The sequence below is a fragment of the Brevundimonas subvibrioides ATCC 15264 genome, from assembly GCF_000144605.1.
Lineage (GTDB): Bacteria > Pseudomonadota > Alphaproteobacteria > Caulobacterales > Caulobacteraceae > Brevundimonas > Brevundimonas subvibrioides.
In genome coordinates, this window is the sequence record NC_014375.1 from 2,982,501 (window position 1) to 3,008,267 (window position 25,767).

Consider the following 25,767-nt stretch of genomic DNA (forward strand, 5'->3'; position numbering starts at 1 on the left):
TCGCAGGCAGGTCGACCTCCAGCCGATCCAGCCGCGCAGCGTGCAGCAGCCTGCGTCCATCCGCCAGTCTCAGCTCGGCGTAGTCGTCCGCCCCCACGACGGCGACGATCTCTGCCAGCGGGACCCGCACCACCCCGCGGGCCGAGGCCACGGTCAGACAGTTCGGGCGCGCCGCGGCGCGGGTCAGAGCGATCTCGCGGTCCTGGTCGTCCCGACCGAGCCGGACCACCTCGGCCATCAGCACCGGCAGCACCAGCCCGGCCGCGAACAGGAAGTAGGCCAGGTCCACCAGACCCGCGGGGAAGGCCATTCCGACCGCCACGAACACCGTCAGATACCCCAGCGTCAGCCGCGCCCCCTTGTGTCGGCGCCAGACCGCCACGCCCGCCGCGATGGCCGCCAGCCCGACCCCGGCCGCGAGGACGGCGATGGTCTTGAGGTCGAATCCCGGGAGCCACCAGCTCAGGGCGAAGACGGCGGCCGCGACGGCGATCATCGCCCGCCGCGCCCGGGGCCAGAACCGCGACGCCACATACGATATCAGAAGCAGCGAGAAGACCGCCGTCAGCCCCCAGATTCCCACCAGCCGCCAGACGTGGACCGGGTAGGCGTACGGCACCAGCGTCCTCAGCGTCTCGAGGATCGCCTGCACGCCCGAGACGCCCGCCATGGCCGCCAGCGTCAGGCTGGACCCGGTCCGCCTCAGGACATGGATCACCCCGAACCCGAACGCCGCGGCCAGCAGGGCCCCGGCCGCCGCGAAGGTCGCCGCCAGCGCGATGGCCCGGGACGGCAACGGATAGGCATAGACGCCCAGGCCCGCGACCGGACTGTCCAGTCTCAGGCCGGCATGGAACGACGACATCCGCACGACCAGCACATTGCCGGAGGCCCGCCAGGCCGACTCGCCGATCGGAAACACCGCCTGATACCGCCCCGGGACCTCCGCGGTCGCCGACGCCCCCGGCCGCCCGTTCGCGCCAAGGCTGCGGCCGTTCAGCCAGACCTCCGACGACGCCACCGCGCCGATATAGACCGCATGTGGCCCCTGCCCCGCCGGCCGCGCGAGGGCCGCCCTCAGCCACAGCTCCCGTCCCTGCGGATCGATCACGCCTTCCAGCGGGCGACAGTCCGCCAGCACCGGCCCGGACGGACCGTCGATCCCGCGGCACGTCTCCCAGGCCTGAGCCCCGGCTACCCCGGGCAGACAGATCAGAAGCAAAGCGAGAAGAAGCGGGCGAACCATGCTGCGACCCTATCGCGTCGTTCGCCGGATTGCGCCGCCGCTCACCGATCCAGCGGGGCCGTTCGCCGATCCGGGGCTGCACAACCCGCGAACCCGGGGTTGGTGGCCGCCATGACCCATATCGCCCTGACCCGCCGCTCCGTCCTCGCCGCCGCCGGCCTCGCCGTGCCCGGTATCGCCTTCGCCCGGGCCCGGCCCTGGACCGCGGACCAAGCCGGCCCCTTCACCTTTACCAGCCGGCAGGGCGAGGAGACCGTCGCCGAGCGCGGCTTCTTCGACGTGCCCGAAGATCGACGGGACCCCCGGTCCCGCTGGATCCGGCTCGGCTATGTCCGCTTCCCCTCGACCTCGCCGAACCCCGGCCCGCCCATCGTCTATCTGGCCGGCGGCCCGGGCGGCAGCGGGGCGGACGCCGCGACCGGCCCCCGTTTTCCCATCTTCATGGCCCTGCGCGCGGTCGCCGACGTCATCGCCCTTGACCAGCGCGGCACGGGCCTGTCGGCCCACATCCCCGCGCGGCCGGCCCCGACCGGCCCCTGGCCCGTGCTGAACCGCGACGGCGTGACCCGATACTTCCGCAACGAGATGCAGCGCGCCTGGGCCGACTGGACCGAGGCCGGTGTCGCCATGGCGGGCTACAATACCGAACAGAACGCCGACGACATCGAGGACCTGCGTCGCCACCTCGGCGTCGAGACGATCAACCTGTGGGGTATCAGCTACGGCACCCACCTGGCGCTGTCGGTGCTGAAGCGCCACCCCGGGGCCATCGGCCGGGTCGCCCTGGCCAGCCTCGAGGGCCAGGATCAGACGATCAAGAGCCCCGCCCATGTCGACGCCTTCCTGAACCGCGTCGACGCCCTGCTCGATCAGGACTCAATCGTGCGCGCTGCCGTACCGGACCTGCCGGCCCTGATGCGCCGGGTCCACGATCGGCTCGACGCCGATCCGGCCGCGATCACCGTCACGGGGGCCAGCGGCCCGGTGGACCTGAGGCTGGGGGCCCTGGGCGTCCAGCTTCTGGCCGCCGGCATGGTCGCCAATCCTCCCAGCCTGGCCCGTCTGCCCGAACTCTATCTGGCGCTCGATGCCGGCATGACCGGGGTGATCGCCCCGTTCATCGGCGACCCCGCCCGCTACTTCGCCATCTCCGGCATGCCAGAGGCCATGGACCTTGCGTCGGGCATCTCGCCCTCCCGCCTGGCGAGGATCGAGGCGGAAGCCCGCACCGCCGTTCTCGGCGACGCCCACAACTTCCCAATGCCCCACCTTCTGGGCGCCATCCCCGGCGTCGATCTGGGCGAGACCTTCCGCAGCGCGATCCGCATCGACACGCCCGCCCTGCTCGTCGCCGGGTCGCTGGATGGCCGGACCCCGCTCGAGGAACAGGCCGAGGTCATCGCCCAGTTCCGCAACAGGACACAGGTCCTCGTCGACAACGCCGGCCACAACGTCTTCGAATCCCACCCCGGCGTCACGCCCCTGCTGGTCCGCTTTTTCGGGGGCGAGGTCGTCGATGACGCCCGTCTGACGCTCCCGCCGCCCAGGTTCGTGGCGGGCTAGCCTGACGGGGCGCCCGCCGCCGGCGCGCGTAGCTCCAACCGTCCGACCCCTGCGACCTCGTGGTCGCGGCGTGTCGCCTCGCCCGCCCAGACGACGTCCCCCGATCGAAACTGACAGCGCTGTCATTAAGGCGCCATTCGGTCTATGGTGGCGAAAACAGATCGCGGGAGGGCGACAGGTGAGGGTTTTGACGTCGTGGGGCCTTGCCCTTCTGATACTCGCGTCTCAGGCACCCGCAGGGGCACAGCCCGCGGTCCAGTCCGGGTCGAACATGGGGCCCTACGACGCCGTCTTTCTGCGAGGCGGGGTCGGCATCGCGCGCGAGCTTCCCGCCGACAGCCCCCTTCTGCGCGCCGGGGCCGCGTTCAGCGTCACGGCCTGGGTGCGGATCGATGGCGATGCGCCGGGCCGGTCGATCGTGACGGCGATCGGCGATCCCGGCCAATCAGGCAGCCGGGCCCTGATCCTCGACGGCGGTCGACCCGGCTACATCAATGGCGGCGCGGCCGTCATCAGTGACCGGGTTCTGGAGGCTGGACGGTGGCAGCATCTGGCGCTGGTCTCGGACGGCGCACGGACGATGCTGTATGTGGATGGGCAGGCCGTCGCCGAGGCGCGCGGCGCATCGGTCGTCGTCCCGCCGCGGATCAGCCTGGCCCCGGCCTTGACCGACGACGCCGACCTTCGACATTTCGCTGGCGCGGTCGCCCAGGCCATGTGGCGCGACGGTCCGCTCACGCCCGGTGCCGTGGCCGAACAGGCCGCGCGGAGGCCGGACTTCGACCTGGTCCATTTCTGGAACGTCGGCGTGGGCTGGGAATGGCAGTCGCGGGCCAACACCGGCCTGTGGCGGCCGCAGGATCCCTGGACCCTACCCCAGGCGGACACGCCGCCGAGCCCGCCCGTGGCGCGCGCGGTGGAGGATCAACCTGCGCTGGAGCCGCTCGACGCGCGCCACTGGACGGTCAACGGATGGCGGATGGCGGCACAGCCCGATGTCGCCGCCGATCCGGAACGCCTGTCCTCGCCCGGATACGATGCGTCGACCTGGCTGGAGGCCACCGTCCCGGGGACCGTCCTGACCACGCTGGTCGATCGCGGCGTCTACCCGGACCCCTATTATGGCCTGAACAACCTCGCGATCCCCGAACGGCTGGCGCGGCAGGATTACTGGTATCGCACGGCCTTCCAGCTTCCTGAGGTCACGGAAGGATCGCGGGTCACCCTGGTGCTGAACGGGGTGAACTACGCCTCGGAGGTGTGGGTCAACGGCCGCCACGTCGGCGGCACCGTGGGGGCCTTCATCCGGGGACGGTTCACATTCGATGCGGTGGCGGGCGAGAACGTGGTCGCCATCCGCGTGTCGCCGCCGCCGCATCCGGGCACGCCGCATGAACAGTCCATCACCGGCGGGGTGGGGGAAAACGGCGGCCAGCTGGCCATAGACGGACCGACCTTCGTCGCCACGGAGGGTTGGGACTGGATCCCCGGCATCCGGGACCGCAACACCGGCCTTTGGCAGTCGGTTACCTTGGAAGCGTCCGGTGACGTCACGATCGGTGATCCGCACGTCGTCACCGATCTTCCCCTGCCCCGCATCGACCAGGCCGACGTCCACATCACCGTCCCGCTGACGAACGCCTCGGCCGTGACGCGTCGCGTCTCGGTCAGCGCCCGCTTCGGGGACGTCACGGTCAGCCGCACGGTCGATGCGCCCCCCGGCGACAGCGTCGTCCGGTTCGCGCCGGACACGGATCCTTTGCTGCGCCTGACCGATCCGCAGCTGTGGTGGCCGAACGGCTATGGCGAACCCGCACTGCAGACCCTGTCCCTGTCGGTCGAGGCGGACGGCAGAATCTCGGACGAGACATCGGTGCGCTTCGGCATTCGCGAGGTCAGCTACGACCTGTCCCTGTTCGACAGCGCGGGTGCCCTGCGGCGCGTCAATGTCCAGACGACGGACGGCGGCCTCCTGGGTCAGCGCCTGATCGACGTCCGGCACGAGGCGATCAAGCAATCGCCGCGCGGCTGGACCGAGAGCCTGACGGCGGCCGGGGAAGCCTCGCCCGCCGTGGTCGACATCGCCGAAACCCTGCCCGAGCCGCATCTGACCCTGCGGGTCAACGGCGTGAGGATCGCGGCCCGGGGCGGCAACATGGGCATGGACGACGCCATGAAACGCTCGGGCCGCGCCCGGCTCGAACCCTATTTCCGGCTGCAGCGCGAAGCCCACATGAACGTGGTGCGCAACTGGATGGGCACGAACACCCAGCCGTCCTTCTACGATCTGGCCGACGAGTACGGCCTGATGGTGCTGAACGACTTCTGGCAGTCGACCCAGAATTTCCAGGTCGAGCCGCAGGATCCGCAGCTGTTCCTGGCCAATGCCCGCGACACCGTCGCCCGCTACCGCAACCACCCGTCGATCGTGCTGTGGTTCGGACGGAATGAGGGTGTGCCCTACCCGATGCTGAATGAGGGCCTCGACGACGTGGTCGCCGAACTGGACGGCACCCGCTGGTTTACGGGCAGCTCGAACACGGTGAACCTGCAGGGGTCCGGCCCCTATAACTACCGGCCGCCGGTCGGCTATTTCACCGACCTCGCAACCGGATTCTCTGTGGAGACCGGCACGCCGTCCCTGTCGACGCTGGAGTCGATCGAGGCCTTCGTGCCGGAGAGCGAGCGCTGGCCGCTGTCGGACACGCTGGCCTACCACGATTGGCATTTTGCCGGGAACGGCGACACCCGCACTTTCATGGACACGCTGACGACGATGTTCGGCGCGCCCACCAGTCTGGAGGATTTCGAGCGCAAGGCGCAGATGATGAACCTCGAGACCCACAAGGCCATGTTCGAGGGCTTCCTCGGCCATCTGTGGACCCGCAACAGCGGGCGGCTTCTGTGGATGACCCACCCATCCTGGCCGTCGAACGCCTGGCAGCTGTACAGCTGGGACTACGACACCTCGGCCGCATACTGGGGTGCCCGCTCCGCGACCGAGCCGCTGCACATCCAGATCAATCAGCCTGACAATACGCTGGTGGTGGTCAACACCACCCAGGCCGCCCGCGACCTGACGGCGGACGTTCGCATCACCGATCTGGGCGGCCGGGTTCGGGACAGCCTGACGCGCCCGCTCACCGCCCAGGCCAACGCCGTCACCCCGCTGGGCGTGCTGCCGCTCGATCGGTTGATGTCAGAGAACGGCATGGTGCTGGTGTCCCTGACGCTCAGCGACGGGGCCGGATTCGTGGTGTCCCGCAACGCCTACTGGCGCGGACGCGACCCGGCCGCCTACCAGGCGCTGAATGGGCTCGCCGAGGCCGGGCTCGACGTCCAGGCGGCCCGACCGCAGGCCGTGGATGGCGAACGCATGATGCGGGTCACGATCCGGAATACGGGTCAGGCCCCGGTCCTGAACACCAAGCTGACGCTGGTCGACGAGAAGGGCGAGCGGATCCTGCCGGCCTACTATGACGACAACTACCTGATGCTGCTGCCCGGAGAGACCCGGACGGTCGACGTCCGGTATCCCGCTGACGCCCGGCGGGCCGCCGTGACCGTCCGGGCCTGGAACCTCACCCAGCGGACCGTGACGACCACCCCCTGACCGACAAGCCAGTCCCACCCACGCCCGTCACGCCCAGAGAAGGATCACGATGATCGCCAGCCCCCTTCCGCCCGCCGATGCCGGTTCCGGTCGCCACGGCGATGTCGGCTATCTGCAGTGGTTCGTCTTTGGCCTGTTCTTCATCTTCGGCGGCATCACCAGCCTGAACGACGTTCTGGTGCCCAAGCTGAAGGAGCTGTTCGAGCTCAGCTACTTTCAGGCCATGCTGATCCAGACGGCCTTCTTCGCCGCCTATTTCATTGTCTCCCTACCGGCGGCGGCCCTGGTCCAGAAGGTCGGCTACATGCGCGGGGCCGTGGTGGGCCTGCTGGTCATGATGGCGGGGTGTCTGCTGTTCATCCCGGCCGCCGGCGCGGGACTGTTCGCCGCCTTCCTCGGCGCGCTGTTCGTCCTGGCGGCCGGGGTTACCCTTGTGCAGGTCGTCGCCAACCCGCTGATCTCCATGCTCGGCGAGCCCAAAACGGCGTCCAGTCGGCTGACGTTCGCCCAGGCGTTCAACTCGCTGGGCACGACGATCTTCCCCTGGGTCGGGGCAACCCTGATCCTCGGGTCCCTGGCGACGGTCAGCGCCGCGGACCTGAGCGGGGCCGCCCTGACCGCCTACCGGGCGGCCGAGTCCGAGGTCATCACGCGCGCCTATGTAGGCATCGCCGCCGCCCTGGCCATCGTCGCCATCGTGGTCTGGTTCAACCGCAACCGGCTGGTCGAGGACAAGGCACCGACCGTGAGGTTCCTGTCGGCCTTCAACCTGTTGAAGCGCCCGCGCTTCGCCTTCGGGGCGCTGGGCATCTTCGTCTACGTCGGGGCGGAGGTGGCCGTCGCCAGCGTCATGACCAGCTATCTGATGCAGGCGGATACCTTGGGTCTCTCCGCCCAGAGCGCCGGCGAACGGCTGGCCCTTTACTGGGGCGGTGCTCTGGTCGGGCGGTTCATCGGGGCTTCCATCATGCGGGTCGTGGCCCCCTGGAAAGTGCTGTCGACCGTGGCCGTGGGAGCGATCGCCCTGATCGTGCTGTCCATCCTGACCACCGGGGCTGTCTCGGGCATCGCCCTGCTCTGTGTCGGTCTGTTCAATGCCGTCATGTTCCCGACCATCTTCACCCTGGCCTCGACGGGGCTGGGATCGCGCGCGGCCGAGGGATCGGGGATCATCTGCATGGCCATCGTCGGGGGCGCGATCGTGCCCCCGCTGACGGGCTATATCGCCGACGTGTCGACGCTGCGGCTCGCCCTGATCGTGCCCGTGGTCTGCTACGCCATCATCGCCGTCTACGGCCGATACTGCGCCGGCGACGGAACGGCCCGGGCCGACTAGGCCTCGGCCGACGCATCCTGGGCCAAGGCGATGGCCCCTAGCGGTCCAGCCAGGTCCCCGAGCCGGGGCGCGACCAGATAGGCGTCGACTGCGGCGGCAATCGTGTCGCCCGTGGCATAGCCGCCGAGGCTCTGGATCAAGGCCCGGCGCAGCCGCGGCAGCAGTTCGGGTCGACCGCCCCCAAGCCCGCCGCCCAGCAGAATTCGCTGCGGGGCCGTCGTCAGGACAAGGTTGTGGAACAGGGCCGCCAGGGCGTGCACCACCTCATCCCAGACCGGGTCGGTCATCGGCAGGTCCTCGGCCGGCCGGCCGGATCGCGCGAGGATTGCGGGGCCGGACGCCAGCCCCTCGACGCAATCGCCATGGAACGGGCACGCCCCGGCCCAGCCGCTGCCCGGCAGGCGCGGAATGCGCAGATGACCGGCCTCGCAATGTCCCAGACCCCGGGCCGTCTGGCCGCGGACCACCGAGCCGACACCGATACCGGTACCCACGGTGACATAGGCGAAGCTTTCCAGGCCTTGGCCCGCGCCCCAGCGGCCCTCGGCCAGGGCCGCGGCGTTCACGTCCGTGTCCAATCCGATCGGCACGCCCAGCCCCCGAAGCGGTCCGAGCAGGTCGACGCCGCTCCAGCCCGGCTTGGGCGTATTCACCACCGTCCCGAAGGTCGGGGAGCACGGGGAGAGGTCCAGAGGGCCGAAGCTGCCGACGCCAAGTGCGGCGAACCCGGGCCCCGTTTGCCACCGGGTCAGCACGGTCTGGATGGCAGCCAGCGTTACGGTCGGCGTCTCGGTCGGGATGCGGACTTGTTCGCGGATCTCACGGGGACCGGAGGCCAGGATGCAGATGCATTTGGTGCCCCCCAGTTCGACCCCGGCCAACAGGCGATCCGTCATGCGCGCTCCTTTTGATGGGACCGGGGGATGGCGTGGTGCCGCCGATGCGTGTGGCGACATCAACGTGCCGCCGAAACGCCGGCCGCGACGTCCCTCGCCACCTGATCGAACACGCCACGAACGGCGGCCGCGTCGGACATCCCGGTCAGGGGATCGGGATGACGGGGCCGCAGCCCGAGGCCGTGCAGCACATAGAACCAGTTCACGTCGGCGAAGAGGTCGCCCGGCCGCGCCCTGCAGCGCCCCGTGGCGCGATAGAGGTCGATCCGGCTCTGAAGACTATCCGGCAACGACTGACCGGTCACGTCTCGCCAGAAGGGGGTGTCGCGCCGCGCGCTGAGGCCATAGTGGGCGACGATGAAGTCCCGGATCGTCTCATATTCCTCGATCAGAGAGGCGTTGTAGGCGGCGATATTGGCCGGGTCGAAGGTCCGGTCCGGGAAGTGGTCCAGCAGCTTGTAGAGGCCGCTGGTCACCAGATGGATGCTGGTCGATTCCAGCGGCTCCAGGAACCCCGAGGCCAGGCCCAAGGCGACGACGTTGCCCTTCCAGAAGGCCTTGCGCCGCCCGGTGGTGAAGCGAAGCTGACGGGGCTCGGCCAGAAACGTCCCGCCCACCTGTCGGGTCAGGTCGTCGAGCGCGGCCTGATCGTCGATGTGGCGGCTGGAATAGACGTAGCCGTTGCCGGCCCGGTGCTGCAGCGGAATCCGCCAGCGCCAGCCGGCGTCCCTGGCGTGGGACAGGGTATAGAGCTGTGGCTCGCCGTTCAGGGCGGTGGGACCCGCCACGGCACGATCGCACGGCAGCCAGCGGGTCCAGTCCTCGTACCCGGCCGCCATGGCGCCTTCGATCAACAGGCCGCGAAACCCTGAGCAGTCGATGAACAGGTCCGCCCCAAGCCGGTCCCCTTCCCGGAAGAGCAGCTCGTCGACATGACCGGCGGGCGTGCGGGTGACGTCGACGACGGTGCGGTCCAGACGCCGGACACCGCGCCGTTCGGCCACGGTGCGCAGGGTGCGGGCGACCAGCGCCGCATCGAAATGCAGCGCGTACCGCAGACCGGCACGGGCGGGACCCTCGCGGGGGTCGGGGGGCGTGAACCGCCCGGCCTCGGCCAGCGCGGCGGCCAGGCTGAAATCGACGACACCGCGCGGTTCGTCCCAGGCCGCGGCGCGCTGCAGATGATGGTGGAACGGGCGGCGGTCGATGGCGACGCCGAACGTTCCGAAGGGATGCCAGTAGTGCTCGCCGACGGTCTTCCAGTCCTGGAAGCGGATGCCCAGCTTGAGGGTCGCCTCGGTCTCGCGGATGAAGGCTTCGCGATCGATGCCGACGAGGTCGAGGAAATCGAGGATGGGCGGGATCGTCGCCTCGCCCACTCCGACGATCCCGATCTCGGCGGACTCGACCACGGTGATACGCACGTCCGAGCCGCGCAGGGCATGGCCCAGCAGAACGGCGGACATCCAGCCCGCCGTCCCCCCGCCGACGATGGCGATCGACCGAATGGCCCCGGGATCCGTCTCCTGCATCCGTCAAATCCGCAGAACGGCTACGGGCGGTGGAGCGTGCCCCACCGCCCGCGCCGGAGCCTCAGCGCCCGAGCGTGAAGCGCGCGCCGATGGAGATCCGCCGCTCGCCCGTCGCATTGCGGAACGGCAGGTTCTCGAACTGCAGATAGCGGCCGCTTTCTTCCTCGGTCAGATTGATGCCTTCCAGGACGATCTTGATGTCCTCGGTGACGGCATAGCCGATCTGGCCGTCTAGCTGGCCATAGGCCCGCTCCCAGGTCGACAGGTTGTGCGCGTCGGCTCCCGATCCGAAGGCGAAGTTGCCCTGGTAGCTCTTGTCGCGCCAGGCGTAGGACAGGCGTGCCTCGAAGCCATAGCCCTCGTAGTAGCCCTGGACGTTGAAGGCGTTCTTGGCCACGCCGGGGATCGGCAGGTTGTCCTCGAAGTCCGAGAAGTTCGAGCTCTCGGAGTCCGAGTAGGTGTAGTTGACGTTGAAGCCGAAGCCGTTGTCGAAGGCGTATTGGGCCGCGAGTTCGATGCCCTTGATCGTACCGCCCTCGCCGTTCACGGGCTGGGTGAAGACGCCGACCGTGGACCCCGCCGTCGATCCATCCGCGACCCGGCGAGACACCGTGTCGGTCTGGATGAAGCTGTCGACGCTCTTGTAGAAGATGGCCGCCGACAGCAGGCCCTGCGAGCCGAAATAGCGCTCGTAGGCGATGTCGTACTGCGACGCGCGGTACGGATCGAGGTCGACGTTACCGCCGCTGCCGTTGGTGTAGATGAACCGGTCGAGGTCGGGACCCGGCGTCGAGCTGCGGGTGAAGTTGAAGCTTGAGCCCTGGCCCAGCTGGAACAGGTTCTGGCGGGACACGACGCGGGCCGCCGAGACCCGCAGTTTGTCGGTCTCGTTGACCTCCAGCACGCCGCTCGCGCTCGGCAGGACGTCGGTATACTCGCGCTGCGTCGTCACGGCGACGGGATTGGCCAGCACGCCGTTCCAGCTGTCGGTGCCGAAATAGTAGGCCCCCGAGATCGGTGTCTGGCTGGAGTCGATGCCCAGCTCGGTCTTGATGACGCGGGCCCCGGCGTTGAGGTGGAAGCGATCGCCCTCGTCGCCCACGTCGAACATCAGATAGCCGGACGTAGTCTTCTCCTCGACCTTGAAGGACTCCACCGGGTCGCGGAAGAAGGTGAAGGGGGTCGTGGGATAGAGGGACTGGATCCACTCAACCGGATTCGTCATCTGGCTGCGATTCTGGACCAGGGCGGTGATGCCGCCGATGGTCACCGTCTCGAACCGGTCCGGGTTCGTCGCGGCCGTCTGGTAGGGCGTGATCAGAGCCGGCGAATCCCCGAAACGACCGCCCGGCGAGCAGACCGCGCGTCCCGGTGTGCCGACCGGCAGTTCGCAGGACTTGAAGCCGATGGCCCCGTCCTGGAAATAGCCGAACGGGGTCCAGTCGCCGAGGCCCAGGGCGTGGGCATCCAGTTCGCCCCGGCCGGCATAGCTGGCCAGGTAGCGTCCGTATTCGGAGTCCACGGTCCGCTCGGCGTAGCGGCCGCCGAAGCTGATGGTCAGGCCCTCCGCATAGTCCGGCGAGTACTCCAGGTCGGCACGCAGCGAGGCGTTCTCGATCTCCGTGTTCTCTCCGAAGACCCAGTGCGACTTGGCGAAGACCGACGTCGGGGTGGTGAACTGGGCCGGGTTGGCAGGCGTGAATGTCGGGCTGTCGCCGTTGCGGTAGCTGTAGGTAAAGGTCGCCGGGGCCGTCGGGTTCGGCACGAGGCCGGCCGCCGTGCCGTTGCGAACCGTGTACTGCGTATAGCGGACGTCGTTGTTGCCGCTGGTGCTCTCGTAATCGCCCTTGGAGTAGGCGGCGCGGACGCTGCCCCGCAACGATCCGCCGTTGTCCCAGTCGGCCGCGACCTGGAAGTTGTCGGTGCTGGCCTCGGCGTTCTGGACGAAGGAAATCGCCTCGGCCGAGTTGGCCGTCAGCGTGCCGCTCTCCAAGACATTGTTGTCGCCGAGGGTCAGGTTCGCGGCCGCATAGGTCGCGTTCTCGTTGGCGAACGGGAACTTGATCGAGGCTTCCTGTGTCAGGATCGACAGGTCGGAGTGGAACCAGTCGGCGGTCAGGGTCAGGGAATCACTGACCTCGAAGTCGGCGTTCAGCGAATAGCCGATCCGCTCGCGCTCCTGATCCCGGATGGTCGCGTAGCGATACTCGGGCGACCAGATGTTGCGGGCCGGGCCGCCGCTGACCGGCCGGGCCAGGAAGGCCCAGCCCCCGCGGTTCTCGCCGCCCAGCGCTTCGGTGAAGATGTCGGTCCGGTCGTACGAGACGGTGCCGAGGATAGCGAACCGGTCGCCGAAGCGGTGACCCACGACCAGCGAGCCCGTCGGGTTCCAGTCCCCGTCGTCGCCGTTCACGGTGCCGCGCACATCCCCCGCGATCAGCGTGTCGCTGCGCAGCGTGCGGGCACCCCGCGTCTGCAGGTCGATGATCCCGCCGAGGCCGCCTTCCAGCAGGGAGGCGTCCGGCGACTTGTAGACGTCCACGCCGCCGATCAGCTCGGAAGGGATGCCTTCCAGCGAACTGTCCTGACGGATGTTGCCTTCACCGAGGCGGAAGATTTCAAGACCGGTGACGAAGATGTCCCCGTTGAGCAGGGTGACGTTCTGGTCCAGCCCGCGAATGCGCACCTTCGTGCCCTGACCGTTTTCACGATCGATCTGCACCCCGGCGAGACGCTGCAGCGATTCCGCGATGTTCTGGTCGGGGAATTTCCCGATGTCCTCGGCCGTGATCGACTCGATGATCAGGTTGGATTCGCGCTTGGCGTTCAGCGCATCGGCGAGCGAGGCGCGAAAGCCGGTGACGATGATCTCGTCGACCTGCGTCTCCTGCTCCGCCGGAGCGGCCGGAGCCGCCGACTGGGCGAATGCGGGTGCCGCGGCCCCCAAGGCACCGACCGATGCGGCCGTCAAAAGGACCGCGCGGATGTTGCGTCGTTGATTGAGCATAGGCTTCCCCTCCATTTCCGGAAACCCGCGCGACATCGACCTGCAGCGAGGTCGTGAAGCCGACTTTCCGCGAGCGCACGCGGCGCCTCTTCCCAGATTCAGTCCGGTGTCTTTGTGCCCGGTGACACTAGAAGGCCTGAAAAAGACAGCGCTGTCAATCGCGCCTTGGGAACCGTTGTTTCTCCAGGTTTCGGTGGCTAGCGGACGCCCCTGACCAGCGTGATCACGGTGCCGCCCGCCACGGCGAAGGCCGCCGCGACGACATAGGTCGGCGCGAAGTTCTGCCCGGAATTGGCCTGAAAAAGCAGGATGCCGAGCGCGGGCGCGATGATCTGGGGCAGGACATTGGCAATGTTGATCAGACCCAGATCGCGGCCTGCGTGCTCCGGTCGCGGGAGGATCTGCGCCACCAGCGCGATGTCCACCGTCGAGTAGAGCCCGAGGCCGGCTCCGAACAGGGCCTGACCGATCAGGGGCCCGGGCCAGGCGGGAAACGCCGCCATGGCCAGCAGGCCGGAGGCCAGAAGCGCGCCGCTCACGATGACGAAGATCTTCCGGCGCCCGATCCGGTCCGACCAGATCCCGCCGCCGATCCCCGCCAGCATCGAGGTGACCGTCCACGCGGCCAGCAGCCAGCCGAAGACCATATCGACGGCAGCGGCTCCGAACTGCTGGGCGAGCGTCCGGGACTGCTGCACGTAGTAAAGAAGGTAGAGCGCATTCATCGCGACCGCGATCTGCACCATCAGCCGTGAGGCGAAGGCGATCCGGAAGTCCGCGGTCCGGAGAGCGTCGAGCGAAAAGTGGGTCCGCGGCGCGGCCGGCGGCAGTACCGGTTCCCGCACGCTCAGAAGCAAGGGGGCCATCAGCAAACAGACGGTCGCTCCGGTGACGGCAAACCGCCAGTCGGATCCCGACAGCAGGATCGCCACGACCAGCGACGTGAACAGGGTGGCAGTCGGCTGGGCTGTCCCGATCAGGGCGGAGGCCAGGCCCTTCTGTCGATCCGGAACGAGATCCGGGAGCAGGGCCACCAGCGGCCCGAACATCGCATTGAGGCCGATCTGGAACAGGACCACGCCGAGGATCAGCGCGAGGCGGGTCCCGGCACCGTAGATGACTCCATAGGCGAGGAGCGTCAGCACGAGGCCTATCGCGATCCACGGACGTCGGCGACCGAAGCGGCTGCGGGTCGCGTCGCTGAGCGAGCCGAACACGATGTTGGCGATGCCGCAGGCCAGGCCGCCCCACAGCGCGGCCTGGCTGAGCAGCACCACCTTGCCGACGGGATCGACCTCCCCGGCCTTCAGCGGCAGGAGGAAGTTCAGCAGCGGCACGAAGGCCACGAACGCCGCCGTCTGGGCCAAAGTCAGCGAGGCCAAGGTGGCCCTGGAAACGGGTCTGGCCCCGTCTGTCCGCTCATCCGGCGAAAGGAACATGCACCCAGGCCTTCAGCCGACTCGAACGTCGCGATGCTCGCGGTGATCGGGGACCGGCGCAACCGGCATCATCAGGGCGCAGGGCACACCGCGATATTGTCGTGCGAGGCCAGTTCGACTTCCGAAACGGAGATCGTCATGGGCGCGCTTGTGGCCAGGGCGAACGGCGTGTCGACCGACGCCACATCGGCACCTGCGGCCCTGAAGCAGGACAGCCGCACTCTCAGCATGCGCCATTCGCCGACCGGGGCCGCGCGCAGAATGTCGCCGATCGGGACCCGGCCCGCGCCCATCGCCAGGGACACGGGGCCAGACGGCACGGCGTCCACCCGGTACCTGAATGAGAGGGTCAGCTCGCCGTTGCTCTGTCGGGACACATCGACCGGGGGACCGTTGATCGCCGCGATCGCGGCCTGGTCGCCGACGAAGGCCAGCTGACGGGCGCTTTCCTGGGCCAGATCGTCGACGGGGCGGACGGTGACGCCCGCGCGGGGACTGGCCCCCGTCCGGCCGTCGCTGGACCGCGTCTCGCCGCCCGCGTCCCGCAGCGACAGACTCCACGGGGCGGCCAGCCGTCCATCGACCAGATACCGATCGACCGCGCTGCCGGTGCCCGACACGCCGCTGTCTTCCGACAGCGCCGGCACGGACGACGGTCGCTGGTAGGTCAGGCCGTAGCCATAGGCGAACTGCGGATCGTAGCCGGGATCGCCGCGGTTCAGCGGTGCGCCCGCGGCCGTCTTCGGCCAGCTGAAGGACAGCGTCCCCTTGAAGTCGTTGCGGGGCGTCCCCGCGCGATCGCCCACGATGACGTCGGCGACCCCTCCCCCCTCGGTTCCCGGCAGCCAGGCGGCGACGAAGGCGTCCGAGGCGTTGATCTCGGGATTGGTCCACATCGGCCGGCCCGACAGGAACACCGAGACCGTCGGCACGCCCGCGGCCTTCAGCCGCCTCAGGGTTTCCAGCGGACCCGTGGGCGTGAAATCCAGCGTCTCGAGATCGCCCTGGAACTCGGCATAGGGCGTCTCCCCGAACACGACCACCGCGACATCGGGTTTTTGCTCGAAGGTGCCGTCCGGGCTGAGCATGGCGGACCCTCCGGCGTCGGCGACGGCCGCCTGAATGCCGCCCCAGATCGACTGGGCCCTGGGGAAGTCGGCATTCGTATTGCCCGTGCCCTGCCAGCTCAGGGTCCAGCCCCCTGCCGCCTGTCCGATATCGTCCGCGGCGGTGCCGGCGACGAGCACGCGCGCACCCGCGCGGATCGGCAGGACCCTGCCCTCGTTCTTTAGCAGCACGAGCGATTCACGAACGGCCTGACGGGCCAGGGCGCGATGGTCGGCAGAGGCGAGGACGCTGAAGTCGCCTTCGACCGGGCGTGCGTCGCCGAACAGCCCGGCCTTGACCTTGACCCGCAGGATGCGGCGCACGGCCTCGTCCAGACGACCGCCGGGGATTTCGCCCGAGCGGGCCTGCGCCAGCGTGTTCTCGTACAGGGGGCGCCAGCTGTCCGGGGCCATCAGCATGTCGATGCCGGCGTTGATGGCCAGAGGGCAGCTCTCGTTCGAGCATCCGGGGATCTGCCCGTGGGCGTTCCAGTCGGAAACGACCAGACCGTCGAAGCCAAGTCGCCCGCGCAGGACGTCCGACAGCAGGGTCTCGTTGCCCGACAGCTTCAGTCCGTTCCAGCTGGAGAAGCTGACCATGACCGACAGCACCCCCGCATCGATCGCGGCGGGATAGCCCCCCAGATGAATGTCGATCAGGCCCTGTTCGGGTCCGACGTAATCGCCCTGGTCCACCCCGCCGTTTGTGCCGCCGTCGGCCAGAAAGTGTTTGGCGGCCCCTGCGATATGGCCGGGCGACAGCGGCCGGTCCGTTAGAAGTTCGCCCTGCAGTCCCAGGGTCATAGGGCCGGCATAGATGCGCTGGACCTCGGGGTCTTCGGAATAGCCCTCATAGGTGCGGCCCCAGCGGTCGTCGCGTGGCACGGCCAGGGTCGGTCCGAAGGTCCAGTCCGCGCCGGTCGCCGCGACCTCCAGCGCCGTCGCCTCGCCGATGCGGCGGATGAGGTCCGGATCGCGCGCCGCGCCCAGTCCGATGTTGTGCGGAAAGATGGTGGCACCCACGACGTTGTTGTGCCCGTGGACGGCATCAATGCCATAGATCAACGGCACGCGGGCCCCGGGCCTCGCCGCCGCCGCGGCGCGAAAGGCGCGGGCCAAGTCGACCCAGGCCTGAGGCGAGGCTCGCTCGTCGCCGCCGGGCGACGAGTTGCCGCCCGCGAGGATCGAACCCAGCGGATACTGTGCCAGCTGATCGGGCGTGATCGCGGCGATGTCAGCCTGGATCAGCTGTCCCACCTTCTCCTCGACGGTCATCCGCGCCAGTAGCGCTTCGACGAACGCCTCGGTCCGGGCGTCGCTCATCGCCGCCGGCGACTGAGCGGTCGGCCACAGGTCGGGATGGGCCTGTGTCGAGGGCGTGACGCGCGAGGCCCCGGCCGACACGTAGTGGGTCTGTGCCAGACTGCCGCCGGCAAACGCGATGGACGCGGCGGTCGCAAGGGCCAGAAGAGATACGGCTCTGCGCATGGTGATCCTCGTACGCGATCATCAGAAAAATCGCCGCGGCGCGATCGGCCGCGGCGAAGGTCGTTCAGGAGATTCACAAGAGACGACCGACGGGATCGACGACCGGGCGCGGCAGCGACGGCGGGCCTTCAGGGCGAAGGAGACCGGCAAGCCGGCCGTTCCGATGGCGTTTCCGCGCCTTTTCCACAGCGCTCTTGAACGCCGATTAGTCCCGATAATGACAGCGCTGTCAACAGGCCTGAAATGTTCAGCCCGGAGGCGGGGCGGCGGTCGATGCGCGGGCGACCAGTCGGTACGGGACGACAACGGCGGCCGTCTGGTCTTCCTGCGACAGGCGCGCGCGAAGCGGCGGGGTCAGACGCTGGACCGCGGCGGCTGCCATTTCTGCGACCGGCTGCCGGATCGTCGTCAGGGTCGGATTGCTGAACATCGCGCTGGGGGAATCGTCGAAGCCCGCGACCGACAGGTCGTCGGGCACCCGCAGCCCCACGGCGACCGCGCCCTGGATCGCACCCAGGGCCATGTCGTCGCACGCCCCGAAGATCGCGGTTGGAGCGCGTTCGGCACCCAGCAGCCTCTTCACGCCGGCCACCCCGGCGGCAAAGGTGAAGTCACCCTCGGCCAGGCAATCGTCAGGAACTTCAAGGCCGTGCGTTTGCATCGCCGCCATGAACCCTTCCAGGCGCAGGCGGCTGGCGGAATAGACGGCCGGCCCGCCGATGAATCCGATCCGCCGGTGGCCGAGGGCGATCAGGTGTTCGGTCATGTCCCGGGCCGCCTGGCGCTCATCCATCGACACCAGGGTGCCGCGGTCGAGTTCATGCTCGGCGCCCAGCCTGGCATAGGCCACCCCGGAGGCGTCGAGGACATCCAGCACAACCGTCAGGTCCGAGTTCGGCGGCGTGAGCAGAACCCCCTCCGGCCGGATGGACGACAGCAGGGCCGCCAGGTCCCGGCTGAGGGTCGGAGACGCATAGTCGACCATTTCGACCATCAGATGATAATCGACCTGCCGCAGCTCCATCAGAACGCCCAGTTCGAGACGGCTGAGGTAGTCGTTCCCGCTGCCGCTGCGCCAGTGCTCGATGGTCATGCCGGCATCGACCAGGGCCGCGATCACCGATGATGACGATCCGGCCAGCCCCCTGGCGGACAGGCTCCGTCTGTAACCCAGCTCCTCGACCGCCTTGCCCACCTTGGCCTTCAGCGCTTCACTGACGTTGGGTTCGCCGTTCAGCACACGAGAGACGGATTTGATCGAAACGCTGGCGGCGGCAGCGACGTCATAGATTGTCGAGCCTGCCATTCGCCTCCCCGGACTCCAGCGCGTCTGGCGCGAGCCTGTCTGCCATGTCGCATCCCGCCGGGGCGAGATCAACACGCCGCACCATTCGCGCCCCGCCCGCCGGCTCGCTACGGGTGGCGATGGTGGATCGTCGATCGGCCGCCCCTTGCAATCCCGCATTTATCATACTAATCGATCAACAGGCACAGCGTTATCTCGGTGAAAATGACACCGGTATCATCGTGTGTGTGATTTGGCCGAGGGGCCGGGTTCAGGCTCCGTAGAGGGTCGAACGGGGGAGGTTTTAAAGACTATGACGACAGCACATTTGCGCCATCTGCGGACTGCCGCATCCGCAGGCGTTATCCTGTTCACCCTCGCGGCTGCGAGCGGAGCCTGGGCCCAGACAGCGCCGGCTCCAGCCCCCCAGGATGATGAGTCCCAGGTCGACGAGATCGTCGTCACCGGCATTCGTGGCGCGCTCCGGAGCGCGCTGGCGACCAAGCGCAACGCCAACGTCATGGTCGATGCGATCAACGCCGAAGACATCGCCGACTTCCCGGACGCCAACCTGGCCGAGTCGCTGCAGCGTCTGCCGGGCGTGTCGATCGACCGCGACAACGGCGAGGGCCGCACGATCACCGTCCGCGGCCTCGGCAGCGACTTCACCCGCGTTCGCCTGAACGGCGTCGAGGCCCTGTCCACCGCCGGCGCGTCCATCGCGGGCGACAACCCGAACCGCAGCCGGGGCTTTGACTTCAACACCTTCGCGTCCGAGCTGTTCAACTCGCTGAAGGTTCAGAAGACCGCCTCGGCCGAGACCGAAGAAGGGTCGCTGGGCGCCACGGTGGATCTCCAGACCGGCCGCCCCCTCGACTATTCCGATCGCCGCTTCGCCTTCTCGGCGCAGGACGCCTATTACGAGAACGGCGAAACCAACAATCCTCGCTTCGCCGGCCTCGTGTCGGACCGCTGGCATTTCGACGGCATCGGCGACATCGGCATTCTGGCGTCGGCCGCCTTCAACCGGCGCGACCAGACTATCGACAGCTATCAGCGTCAGGCCGGCCAGTCCGACTACACCTACCGGGGGTCGACCTTTGCCGGGACACCCAACATCGCGGCCGGAACGACCATCCAGACCCGTCAGGGCTTCGCGGCACCGACCGGGACGTCGTGCAACAACGGCGTCATCCCCGGCGTCAACATCACGAACATCTCGTACTGCGATGCGCTGCGCGGTTCGAACCCGACGGCCTATGCACTGATCAACAGCCCGATCGGCTCGACCCTCCGGAACACCAATGCCACCGGCACAGCCGCCGGCACGACGGTCGCGCCCGGCTCGCTGGTCCGCATCCCGGCCCTGCCGACGCTGAACCAGCAGGACCTGCATCAGGAGCGGACCGGCCTGACTTTCTCGGCCCAGTGGCGTCCGAGCGAGCGCACAACGATCAGCTTCGACGGCGTCTATTCCCAGCTGGACCAGATCTCGACCAACTACCAGATCGTCCCGGTCGGCCTGAACCGCAACAACACCCAGGGCACCGCCAACCAGGCGACCTATCAGCTGTCGAATGCCAACGTCGGTGGCACCGCCGCGCAGCGTCGTGCGCTCTACGCGACCTGCAACGCCCGCGCCGAGACGGCCATTCTGGCCGGCATCGATTGCGGCCAGCAGACCTACGGCACGACGCCGGTTCCCGGCACGCTCTCGGGATTCAGCTTCAATCCCAATAACCTGGAGCCCTACGACTACTACAACAGCCCGACCTCGCGCGGTTACATCGCGGATCCGACGGGGCTTGCGCTGCGCAATGCGCTGATCGGTCGTCCGGCGATCCGGCTGATCGACGCGGCGCTGAGCCCGACGGGTGCCAACGCCGACTATCTGGTGCTGAGCAACGTCGACATGCGGTCCGCCGCGGACGAGGCGCGCTACACCACCTTCTTCCAGCAGGGCACGCTGAACCTGCAGCACGAGTTCAGCGAAACCTTCCGCATGCAGGCGATCTACGGCGAGAGCCGTTCGGTCAACAAGTCGCAAGGATCGCTGGTCGAGTTCACGCGCCTGAACTCCGGCTCGGGCGCGGCTGGCGACGGCTACTTCGTCTATGATGCCCGCGACGGCGGCGACATGCCGTCGATGAACTTCGGCTTCGACGTCGCCAGCCCCGGCAGCTGGGACGTGGTCAAGGGGTTCTCGGCCATCCGCTACTTCGAACGGACCGTCGACAACCACTACGAAGGCGGCAACGTCGACTTCGCCTGGGACGCCAACCAGTACGTCACCATCAAGGCCGGGTTCCAGCGCAAGCGCTACACCTTCTTCACGACGGCGCTTCAACGTGAATCGGCCCGCGAGACCCTGAACCCCAGCCTGCTGGAAGCCGGGACGACCATCGGTGCCGTGGGCGCGGTCCACACCTTCGGCCAGGGCCTCGACCTGCCGGCCGGGACCCCGACCAGCTTCTATGCGCCGGACCTGGACGCCTTCCGCAACCTGTTCGATTTCGAGTGCAACTGCGTCAACAAGTGGAACGACTGGCGCATCTCGACGAAGTTCAACTTCGCCCAGACGTTCGAGATCAAGGAAACCGACAAGAGCTACTTCCTGCAGGCCGACTTCAACTTCCCGCTGTTCGGCCGGGATCTGCGCGGCAACGTCGGCGTCCGTCAGGCCTATACGGGCGTGGACTCGGCCGGCTTCACCAACCGCGGCCGGGCCATCAGCGCCGACAACAACTACGACAACACCCTGCCGTCGATGAACCTGGCCTATGAGGTTGCCGACGACATGGTCATCCGCTTCGGCGTGGCCAAGGTCATGTCGCGGCCCCTGCTCGGCAACCTGGCCCCCAGCGTCACGGCGTTCTCGGTGCCGAACGGACTGGGCGCGACGACCGGCGGCTCGATCACCATCGGCAACCCGAAACTGTCGCCCTTCACGGCCACGAACTACGACCTGAGCTTCGAGTGGTACTTCCAGCCGGACGCCCTGTTCTCGGTCGCCATCTTCGACAAGGAAGTCGAATCCTTCCCGCAGACCCTGGTGGGTGACGGCACCCTGTCCTCGATCCTGGACCCGGCCGCCATCGCCGAGCTGCGCGCCGAATTCGAGGCCCTGGCCGCCGACACGACCCAGTCTGCGGCCGCGCGACAGAACGCCCAGAACCAGGTGAACTATATCAACGCCGACCGGCCCTTCGGCATCCGCCAGTTCCGCGACGCACCGGGTGGCTACATCCGCGGCGTCGAGGTCAACTATCAGCAGAACCTGACCTTCCTGCCCTGGTACTTCGAAAACCTGGGCATCCAGGCCAACTACACCCACCTGGAATCCGAACTGAACTACATCCTGACGCCGGCTCCGCTGGTGACGGGCGTGGGGCCGTTCACCGGGGCATCGCCTGACGCGTTCAACTTCACCGTCTTCTACGAAGTGCCGCGCTTCTCGGCCCGCATGTCGGCGGCCTACCGGGCGGACTATGTCACCCAGTATCCGATCGCCTCGGGCACCACCGATCCGGGCTTCTCGGACTCGCCGCTGGTGAATGACTTCCTGGGCAGCGAAGCGACGCTGAACATCGATGCCTCGGTCACCTACAAGCTGACCGACATCGTCACCCTGACGGCGGAAGCGCTGAACCTGACCAACCAGACGACGAACCGCTGGGGTTATGCCGACGACCGCGTGGTCACCAACTACGGCTCGACCGGACGCCAGTTCTTCATCGGTGCCCGCGCCGTCTTCTAGGACTTACGGGCCCGTGCCTCGGCGCGGGCCCGACACGCCCTGACACAAAGCTCCTCCCAAGGACGCGGGTCAGCCCTGGAGCGCCGGTTTCGACCGGCGCTCCTTTTTCGTGCGCCCGTCCCTGTCAGAGCGCGCGGTAGGTGAAGTTGCGGAAGCGGGCCTCGCCCTGCCCCGCGGCATAGATGGCCGGGCGCAGCATCATGAAGCCGCCCCGGACATTCTGGTTGTAACCGGACACTTCCATCCCGCGATCGAAGCGTTTCCACGTCACGCCGTCGCCGGACGTGTCGAAATAGACGTTCTGGAAGGCGTTGGTCAGTCGGATATGCATGCGGGACCCGTAGCCGTGGTCGGGACGCCCGCGCTCGATGCCGTACTGATGGGTTACGAACTTCGCAGGATCAAACCCCAGCCCCGCGTACAGCTGCCGGTCGTAGAACAGGATCAGGCCGGCGACGGTGCCCGGATCGATCTCGATTTCGCACTCCAGCACATAGCCCTGATCGCCCTGCACGAAGGTCAGGGGCGAGCAGTCGCTGGGGGCCGTGCCCTTGGCGTGCATGTGCAGGACGCCGCCGGCCCGGGTCAGGCGAGATTTCTCGTCGGCCTGCGGATCATAGAAGCTCCACTGGATACCGAACTTGTCGGTCGAGAAGTCATCCGAAAGCGCCATGCCGTGCGGCACCGCCTCGCCTCCCGCGGGCATCGGCAGGGGGGTGGCCAGATCGCCGCCCTTTGCCCGGAACCAGCCGTCGTCGGTCCATTCGACCGGATCAAGCAGGGTCTGGCGACCCAGGCTCCAGTAGGCGTTCTCGTAGCCGTGATAGACCATGTACCAGTCGCCCGCCGGTCCCTCGACCAGGGTCGCATGGCCGCGCGACCACCATTTTTCCGCGCCCGAAACAGTGCGGACGATCGGGTTGTGCGGACAGTCCTCCCACGGGCCGTGGATCGACCGCGAACGGGCCGCAATCACCATGTGGCCGGTTGGAGGCCCCGCCGTGCCGCCCACGGCCGTGATCATGTAGAAATACTCGCCCCGCTTCATCAGCTTGGGCCCCTCCGGCGCGAAGCCCTCGACGATCCAGTCGTCGGGATAGCGCCAGGGATCGTAGACGTGCTCCAGCGCGCCGTCGGTGGCCAGGCCGTCGTCGGTCAGCATGACCCGGTCGCCGCCGCTCATAAACAGATAGCGTCTGCCGTCCTCGCCGACGATGTGGCCGGGATCGATCCGGTTGGGCAGTTTCAGGTCGATCGGTTCGGACCAGGGCCCCTCGATCCTGTCCGCCCAGATGACGTAGCTGGACCGGTAGTCGGGGAAACGGGCGGGGATGTAGACGTAGTATCGGTCGCCGTGCTTGCACAACTCAGGGGCCCAGACCGAGCCGATGTTGGTCGTCAACGCCGCTACGACCGGCTGCCAGTTCACCAGATCGCGCGAGTGCCAGATGTGGATGCCCGGCACGGACTCGAACGACGAGAAGGTCATGTAGTAGTCGTCGCCGTCCTTCAGGATCGACGGGTCCGGGTGATCGCCCGACATGATCGGGTTGAGGAAGGTGCCGTCCCCCAGGTCGGCCTTCCTCTGGTTCTCGATCCCCCGCGCCCAGCGCATGTGCGCCCATTCGCGCCCCAGGGGCGCCGCCGCCTCGTTGGTCTGGGCCAGGACCGACCGGCCCGAAACCGCGGTCAGGGCGACCCCGCCCAGCAGGGCTGAAAGGGCGGCACGGCGGTGGATGGATGGCATGGCGAACCTCGACTGATGCACGACGGATGGGCGATGAAGGAACGGGCGGCGGGGCGCAATCATGCCCCTTGCGTCTCACGGAGATAGCCGACGAGCCGGCTCATGTTGTTGATGTAGGTCCCGGTCGAGATCCCCATCGGTCCGGACGGCTGCGTGAACGGCGATGTATCCCAGTCATCCCCGACCTGACCCTGATCGACGAAGCCGGGCGGAGGCTCGGCAGGGCCCGGTCCGATGTAGGGGTGGCTCGTGGTTCGCAGCTCCTGCGGCCAGTAGCCGTCTGCGTTCAGCGTCTGGACGAGGTCGGCGACCTCCAGCGCGCGGGCCCGGACGGCGGTCACATTGAGGTCCGAGCCACCGACAGCGCGGGTGACCCAGTAGCGCGGCATCAGCGAGGGCCCGCGTCCCGACAGGGGCGAGGCCGCCGCCGCCTGTTCCGGCATCGTCGCAGCAAGGCGATCGTGGCGCTGCTGCAGCCGGGCGATGTCGATGCGCTTCTCGGCGAACTGACCCGTCATGTCATAGTCGCTGTAGTAGGAGCCGTTCTGCGCGTTCGACCCCCGCCGGTGCACGGCGATGAAGCGGTTGCTGCCCGGCTCGACGTAACGGAAGTGGGTCAGTCCGTTGCGTTGGGCGGGTGCCGGAGCCTCGACGTCCCGGAGCCAGGCAATGGCTTCGGGTACGCGCGTCAGGAAGGCACGGTCGCCGGTCAGTTCGTAGAAGTCCATCAGCCTGTCGACGGCCGCCGCCGTCGTGTGCGGCGAGAGCGCCGCCGGTTCATAGGTCCGGGCACCGGCGGGCCGGAGATCGAGCGTGTACTGGAGCGCGAAGCCCGGCGATGGCTGCGGTTGCTGGAGCGCCAGAAAGCACGCCATCGCCCGCTCGATCGGCGCACGGACCCGTTCGTCCCGCAACTGCTGGAGGACAAGGAGAAGGAAGTCGATGTTCTCCTCGGCCACCTCGTCGTTCAGGGTGATGTAGCCGGTATAGTCGGGGCGGCCGTGATGGCTGAAATCGTCCATCTTCGGCCAGCGCTGGGGCCATCCGCCGACCGGGTACTGGCTGTCTAGGACGAACCCGACCGCCCGATCGACCGCCTCGCGAAATCGCGGCTCCCCCTTCTCGAGGTGGAGCCGCAGGAGGAACCGCGCGCATTCGACCGTCGCGTGATCGTCGAAGGTCGCATTGCCGTAGTAGTGCTGGAATTCCTCGAGCCGCCAGCCGTTGCGACCGATGGTTTCGTACCAGCGACGCAGGGACGCCTCGCCGTGGAAATCGATGATGTAGTTCCATCCGCCGCTGGGGTGCTGCCCCGCGACCAGAGCGTCTCCGGCCCGCTCCGCCGCATCATAATAGAGCGCCTCGCCGGTGGCGTGGAAGGCGTCGAGAAAGATGTGGCCCATCTCGGGCGTGCCCGGGGCCTGGGTCCAGATCATGCCGGGCCAGGCCTCCATCTCGCCCCATCGGCGAGAGAAGTCGGCCAGATAGGACCAGACGTAGCCGCCCCGTGTCGCCACGCGGTCGGTCATGAAGCGCGTGGCCCGACGCATCGCGCCCACGACCACCGCGCGGTCAACATGCTGAGCCGACCACGCTCCGACCGCTCCCGCCAGCGGGGCGGCCGATGCACCGACCAGCCAGGTCCGCCGCGTCAGCATTCGATACGTCCTCCGGCTCCAGGCTCGCCCGCTCTTCGTCGGCGCATCAGGCGTGGCCCGTCGCCCACTGATGATATAATAATACTTTTGAACG

At 68.1% G+C, this 25,767-nt stretch carries 13 protein-coding genes (1 of these 13 cut by a window edge); 4 read left to right on the top strand and 9 right to left on the bottom strand.

The genetic code is table 11. The annotated features are described in order from the left end of the window. Window positions 1-1,246 carry the 5' portion of a LytR/AlgR family response regulator transcription factor gene (locus BRESU_RS14630; protein ID WP_013270334.1) on the bottom strand. Its footprint begins 176 nt before the window's first position, so the window shows 1,246 of its 1,422 coding nt (coding positions 1-1,246); the start codon lies at window positions 1,244-1,246; its stop codon lies off the left edge, out of view. A 111-nt stretch (window positions 1,247-1,357) separates the two neighbouring features. Here BRESU_RS14630 and BRESU_RS14635 point away from each other — a divergent pair, with 111 nt between their 5' ends. The 3 genes from BRESU_RS14635 to BRESU_RS14645 all read left to right on the top strand — a co-directional run bounded on the left by BRESU_RS14635 (window position 1,358) and on the right by BRESU_RS14645 (window position 7,758). Beyond that, window positions 1,358-2,809 (top strand): alpha/beta hydrolase, encoded by a 1,452-nt coding sequence (locus BRESU_RS14635; protein ID WP_013270335.1) that lies wholly within the window; start codon window positions 1,358-1,360, stop codon window positions 2,807-2,809. A gap of 271 nt (window positions 2,810-3,080) precedes the next feature. Next, window positions 3,081-6,422, top strand: a complete 3,342-nt coding sequence (locus tag BRESU_RS14640) for a glycosyl hydrolase 2 galactose-binding domain-containing protein (RefSeq protein WP_156796180.1) — start codon at window positions 3,081-3,083, stop codon at window positions 6,420-6,422. 49 nt (window positions 6,423-6,471) lie between these two features. Beyond that, window positions 6,472-7,758: a sugar MFS transporter gene (locus BRESU_RS14645; RefSeq protein WP_013270337.1), complete on the top strand. Its 1,287-nt coding sequence runs from the start codon at window positions 6,472-6,474 to the stop codon at window positions 7,756-7,758. Here the strand turns inward: BRESU_RS14645 and BRESU_RS14650 are convergent. The 6 genes from BRESU_RS14650 to BRESU_RS14675 form a co-directional block, all read right to left on the bottom strand. Next, on the bottom strand, window positions 7,755-8,654 hold the full coding sequence (locus BRESU_RS14650; protein ID WP_013270338.1) for an ROK family protein: 900 nt from the start codon (window positions 8,652-8,654) through the stop codon (window positions 7,755-7,757). The two genes, BRESU_RS14645 and BRESU_RS14650, sit on opposite strands and share 4 nt — an antisense overlap. A 59-nt stretch (window positions 8,655-8,713) precedes the next feature. Continuing rightward, a complete protein-coding gene (locus BRESU_RS14655; RefSeq protein ID WP_013270339.1) occupies window positions 8,714-10,186 on the bottom strand; it encodes a tryptophan halogenase family protein in 1,473 nt (490 codons plus the stop codon). A 61-nt stretch (window positions 10,187-10,247) separates the two neighbouring features. Further along, window positions 10,248-13,193, bottom strand: coding sequence for a TonB-dependent receptor (locus BRESU_RS14660; protein ID WP_013270340.1), 2,946 nt, complete (start codon window positions 13,191-13,193; stop codon window positions 10,248-10,250). A 197-nt stretch (window positions 13,194-13,390) separates the two neighbouring features. Next, window positions 13,391-14,632 carry an MFS transporter gene (locus BRESU_RS14665; protein WP_013270341.1) on the bottom strand — a complete coding sequence of 414 codons (1,242 nt, stop codon included), beginning with the start codon at window positions 14,630-14,632 and terminating at the stop codon, window positions 13,391-13,393. 71 nt (window positions 14,633-14,703) lie between these two features. Beyond that, window positions 14,704-17,226 (bottom strand): glycoside hydrolase family 3 protein, encoded by a 2,523-nt coding sequence (locus tag BRESU_RS14670; protein ID WP_013270342.1) that lies wholly within the window; start codon window positions 17,224-17,226, stop codon window positions 14,704-14,706. A gap of 247 nt (window positions 17,227-17,473) precedes the next feature. Next, a complete protein-coding gene (locus BRESU_RS14675; RefSeq protein WP_013270343.1) occupies window positions 17,474-18,532 on the bottom strand; it encodes a LacI family DNA-binding transcriptional regulator in 1,059 nt (352 codons plus the stop codon). A gap of 292 nt (window positions 18,533-18,824) precedes the next feature. On the opposite strand from BRESU_RS14675, the gene BRESU_RS14680 reads away from it, so the two are divergent. Then, complete coding sequence (locus tag BRESU_RS14680; RefSeq protein WP_013270344.1) at window positions 18,825-22,268, top strand: TonB-dependent receptor domain-containing protein; 3,444 nt, start codon at window positions 18,825-18,827, stop codon at window positions 22,266-22,268. 124 nt (window positions 22,269-22,392) lie between these two features. Here the strand turns inward: BRESU_RS14680 and BRESU_RS14685 are convergent, their stop codons facing one another. Together BRESU_RS14685 and BRESU_RS14690 are read right to left on the bottom strand one after the other, a co-directional pair. Then, window positions 22,393-24,015 carry a family 43 glycosylhydrolase gene (locus tag BRESU_RS14685; RefSeq protein WP_013270345.1) on the bottom strand — a complete coding sequence of 541 codons (1,623 nt, stop codon included), beginning with the start codon at window positions 24,013-24,015 and terminating at the stop codon, window positions 22,393-22,395. A gap of 59 nt (window positions 24,016-24,074) precedes the next feature. After that, window positions 24,075-25,673, bottom strand: a complete 1,599-nt coding sequence (locus tag BRESU_RS14690) for a pectate lyase (RefSeq protein ID WP_013270346.1) — start codon at window positions 25,671-25,673, stop codon at window positions 24,075-24,077. Window positions 25,674-25,767 lie beyond the last annotated feature (94 nt).

Coding starts and splice junctions, on each gene's coding strand:
- BRESU_RS14635 (WP_013270335.1), top strand. CDS start 1,358: ATGACCCATATCGCCCTGACCCGCCGCTCCGTCCTCGCCGCCGCCGGC.
- BRESU_RS14640 (WP_156796180.1), top strand. CDS start 3,081: ATGGGGCCCTACGACGCCGTCTTTCTGCGAGGCGGGGTCGGCATCGCG.
- BRESU_RS14645 (WP_013270337.1), top strand. CDS start 6,472: ATGATCGCCAGCCCCCTTCCGCCCGCCGATGCCGGTTCCGGTCGCCAC.
- BRESU_RS14650 (WP_013270338.1), bottom strand. CDS start 8,654: ATGACGGATCGCCTGTTGGCCGGGGTCGAACTGGGGGGCACCAAATGC.
- BRESU_RS14655 (WP_013270339.1), bottom strand. CDS start 10,186: ATGCAGGAGACGGATCCCGGGGCCATTCGGTCGATCGCCATCGTCGGC.
- BRESU_RS14660 (WP_013270340.1), bottom strand. CDS start 13,193: ATGCTCAATCAACGACGCAACATCCGCGCGGTCCTTTTGACGGCCGCA.
- BRESU_RS14665 (WP_013270341.1), bottom strand. CDS start 14,632: ATGTTCCTTTCGCCGGATGAGCGGACAGACGGGGCCAGACCCGTTTCC.
- BRESU_RS14670 (WP_013270342.1), bottom strand. CDS start 17,226: ATGCGCAGAGCCGTATCTCTTCTGGCCCTTGCGACCGCCGCGTCCATC.
- BRESU_RS14675 (WP_013270343.1), bottom strand. CDS start 18,532: ATGGCAGGCTCGACAATCTATGACGTCGCTGCCGCCGCCAGCGTTTCG.
- BRESU_RS14680 (WP_013270344.1), top strand. CDS start 18,825: ATGACGACAGCACATTTGCGCCATCTGCGGACTGCCGCATCCGCAGGC.
- BRESU_RS14685 (WP_013270345.1), bottom strand. CDS start 24,015: ATGCCATCCATCCACCGCCGTGCCGCCCTTTCAGCCCTGCTGGGCGGG.
- BRESU_RS14690 (WP_013270346.1), bottom strand. CDS start 25,673: ATGCTGACGCGGCGGACCTGGCTGGTCGGTGCATCGGCCGCCCCGCTG.